This window comes from Streptomyces sp. NPDC002130 (assembly GCF_040296465.1).
Classification (GTDB): domain Bacteria; phylum Actinomycetota; class Actinomycetes; order Streptomycetales; family Streptomycetaceae; genus Streptomyces.
In genome coordinates, this window is sequence record NZ_JBEOXI010000455.1 from 1 (window position 1) to 3,540 (window position 3,540).

General features: G+C 62.2%; 4 protein-coding genes. 3 read left to right on the top strand and 1 reads right to left on the bottom strand.

The genetic code is table 11. From position 1 onward, the window contains the following. The first annotated feature begins 188 nt into the window (after positions 1-188). Together ABT116_RS40840 and ABT116_RS40845 are read left to right on the top strand one after the other, a co-directional pair. The gene (locus tag ABT116_RS40840) at positions 189-956 is read left to right on the top strand and encodes a hypothetical protein (protein WP_351645197.1); all 768 of its coding nucleotides are present in this window, start codon (positions 189-191) and stop codon (positions 954-956) included. After that, positions 956-1,753 carry a hypothetical protein gene (locus ABT116_RS40845; RefSeq protein ID WP_351645199.1) on the top strand — a complete coding sequence of 266 codons (798 nt, stop codon included), beginning with the start codon at positions 956-958 and terminating at the stop codon, positions 1,751-1,753. Before ABT116_RS40840 ends, ABT116_RS40845 begins: the two co-directional genes overlap by 1 nt. A gap of 129 nt (positions 1,754-1,882) precedes the next feature. Here ABT116_RS40845 and ABT116_RS40850 read toward each other — a convergent pair whose 3' ends face one another. Beyond that, positions 1,883-2,872, bottom strand: coding sequence for a PDDEXK nuclease domain-containing protein (locus ABT116_RS40850; protein WP_351645203.1), 990 nt, complete (start codon positions 2,870-2,872; stop codon positions 1,883-1,885). A gap of 130 nt (positions 2,873-3,002) precedes the next feature. On the opposite strand from ABT116_RS40850, the gene ABT116_RS40855 reads away from it, so the two are divergent. Next, a complete protein-coding gene (locus ABT116_RS40855) occupies positions 3,003-3,515 on the top strand; it encodes an MFS transporter (protein ID WP_351645206.1) in 513 nt (170 codons plus the stop codon). Positions 3,516-3,540 lie beyond the last annotated feature (25 nt).

Sequence of the window (3,540 nt, forward strand, 5' to 3'; positions counted from 1 at the left end):
GGTCAGCCCGTACCGGGGCCGCTCGGTCTCCGCGACGAACGACCCGAACAGCCGGTCCCAGACGATGAGGCCGCGGAGATCTCGAACCTGCCGCCGGTTGGACACGCATCCCGGACCTCGAAGAAGTCTCCGACGCAACACAACTGGTATCGATAGACCAACGAGCGGCGTACCTCGCTTCCGCTGGCATGCTCGAATTCGGCTACGGAAAACCTCGACATCTTCGCGGCGAGAACGCGCTCGACGCTGCGCGGCAATCGAAAACCCCGTTTGGGCTCTGGCGTGTAACCCTCCCACCGGGTGACATGCTGGCGCTCCCACCCGCTCTACCGTTGCCTCACCCACACATGCTCGCCGACCAACCTGTGCAGACCTGGATCACCACCGTCAGCCTCGATGCACTTCAAACGTCCATCGCCGATGGCGGAATCGGCGCAGAACTCGACGACCTCGACATCGCAGAAGCATGGGTCTACCCCGAACAGGGACGGGCCCTCGACAAGTGGGCGAAATTCTTGCGAGAAGCCCGCAAAGTTGCCGTCGACACAGGCGACACAGCAATGAAACGGTTCATCGGCGCCTGCTACAAGGGTTACATCGGCCGAATGGTCAACCCCGACATGTGGACCGCCAAACAAATGCAACACCACCACCAACCGCTCTGGCGAGCAGCGATCATCGCACACTGCCGCTGGCGAGGCCGCCGCGTCGCGATGCGCATCGCACGCGAAACCGGGCGTTGGCCACTGCGCACCGTCACCGACTCCTGGGTCTACCCCCTGCCCCCGGGCATCGACATCGCAGACGAGAGTGACGCACTCGGGAAAATGACTCTGGAAAAGAGCGCCCCGCTCACCGAAAACATAACCGTCATGCTGACCGACGCACGCGACACCCACGAGATCAACCTCGCACTCAAAGCTGCGTTCACCGACGAAGATGAAGGAAACATATAGTGGCCCTGCATCTTCCGAAACCGCGATCAACCAAACCCGCACAGAAGACCGTCGGCTTGGACGGACTCAACGTATCCGTCTCGACAGCAGCGACCAGTGGTGTCGAAAAATCGAAATCGGTCAAAAGTGGGGGATTGGCCGGACTCACCAGCAAAGTCTCCGTACGCCAGCTCCGTACCGAAATCGGTAAAGAAGGCCTACGGCAAGCAGCTGTCGACGCCGGGAGAAAGCCACCCTCTGACCGAACACTGCGCCGCTGGGCGCAGCAAGGACGAATCCCGCACCCCGACGTCACCGAACGTGCACAACGGCGAGCCGCCATCGAACGCCTCGGCGGAATCGACGCTGTCGCAAAGAAAATCGGCCGTTCACGATCAGGGGTCTCTCGCTACCGTTCCGGGGAAACGAACGAACTGCGCGCTGACGCGAAAAAGAAACTCAAAAACGTCAAAGCTCGCGACATCATGGACCGCGCCGGCGTCCTACGACCCGACGGGCAACCCAAAAAGGCCACCATCCGAGTCCGCGGGGGAGTGTCCGTCCGCAACGGTTCCGAAGAAGGTTACGACTATCGAGTGCGTACCCTCGATTTCGCGAACTCCGACAGCCCCTTCAGTCTCGACGAAACACGAGAACTCGCCATGGCTTTGGCCAACGACGATCATGCCCGAGTGGTTGCCATCCTCGAACGTCACGCCACGATGGATTACCCGGAAAACAAGGGATTCGACCAGTACGGCGACACTTTCGGATTTCACTTCGATTCCATCGAATCCGTCCACATCGACTGGACATAGAACTCCCCCTGCTCCTCGACGCACCGGGCGGGACCAGGCATCGCGTTCGCAGACCCTCGTGCGAAACACCGGTAGCGATCTCGGCACCAGAGGATATGTCGGCCAGGTTCGAAAATCGAATGGCGCCTCTCAGCCGGAGTTGTCAGGTTTGACGGGCAGTTGGGAGTCGAGTTCGGAAACAGTGGCTTCCACAGCTGCCGCGATCTCGTCGTCGGTAGGGACGAGATCGCGAACCTGGGAGGGGAGAGTCTCATAGGTGTAGTCGGCTACGGCGAGGGGTGCAGTTGTCCCGGCAAGTGAATACCGGACGACGTTGTCGTTGCGGCCGGCGCAGAGCAAGATTCCCACAGTCGGGGCGTGGATGTCCTTGTTGCGGAGGTTGTCGTCGATCCACGAAACATAGAAGCCGAGCTTCCCGACATACTCCGGCTCAAACCTGCCTACCTTCAACTCGACGACGACGAACCTCGCTTGCACCCAGTTGAAGAAGCCGGCATACGGATTATCTTGCGGTACACCGCCATCCGGAGTCATTCGGAGGATTTTCCCGGACATCGAGTCGAGGTCCTGAGCCCTGTCTCGACTACCGGCATCACCGACGGTCACGTACAGCATCCCGTCCGGGCCGAACGCGATGCGACCACCGTTGTGGTAGTTGGCCGAAGCGAGCCCGTCGAGAATCGTCTCGGCCGGCCCGAGCGCGAATTCCCCCGAAGCACCGATGATGTCGAAGCGTTCGATCCGGTTCTCCCCGTTCGCGGTGAAGTACGCGTACAGGCGGTTTTCACGTACTGCGATCCCTAGTAAACCGCCCTCACCTCTTGGGCTGACGCCGTCGACGACTCCCACCTCGCGGCTGTTTCCGCCGGCGTCGAGTTCGAGGATTCGCGCGCTGTCGCGCTCACTGACAAGTGGTGTGTCGCCGTGGAATGCGATCGACCAGGGCGCGTCCAAGCCGTCGGTGACGGTCTCGGGTTCACCGAAGGCCGCGGCGGGCGCCGATCGTGTTGTCGTGCTTGCCTGCGGACGGGGCCCTTCAGGATCCTCGCTACCGCAGGCCGTCAGGAAGGCCGAGACGAGCACGGCGGTGCCCAGTCCTCGGATCTGTCGTCGTGTCATGGGCGCGTCTCCCGGGTGCAGGCAGTCTTTGCGCCGACGGTAGCGCGCAATCGGCCACACCGGGAGTCCCTTCGAGTACCCCCAACGAACGGGACTCCCTCGCAGGCGACAGGCGTGATGCCCTGGACGGGTGCGCCACGACATGCGCGTCGTCAACAGAAAGAGAACTGACCACCTCATGATTTCCGCCCCGACCGTCGAAGAAACCGGCCGCCTGCCGCTCGTGATCTACGTGCTGGCCGTCGGCGTTTTCCTTATGGGTACAACCGAATTCGTCGTCGCCGGCATTCTTCCCGAGATCGCGGGCGACCTCGACACGTCGATCGCGAACGTCGGGCTGATGATCACCGTCTTCGCGATCGGAATGATCGTCGGCACGCCGGCGATGGCGATCTTGACACTCAGGGTTCCCCGACGCGTGACCTTGAGTTGGGCGCTGGTTGTCTTCGCGATCGGACACGTCGTCGTCGCGCTCTCGTCCAACTTCGGACTCATTCTCGGCGCCCGCTTCCTCACCGCCGTGGCGACGGGCGCATTCTGGGCAGTCGCCGCAGTGGTCGGAGCGAAAGCGGCGCCGGCCTGGCTGCTGGTGACGGGCCGGCCGCAGATGCAGCTGCGCAAGGACGGCACGTCGGTCCGATGAATCCCCTGTCGATGCTCCCCCTGCA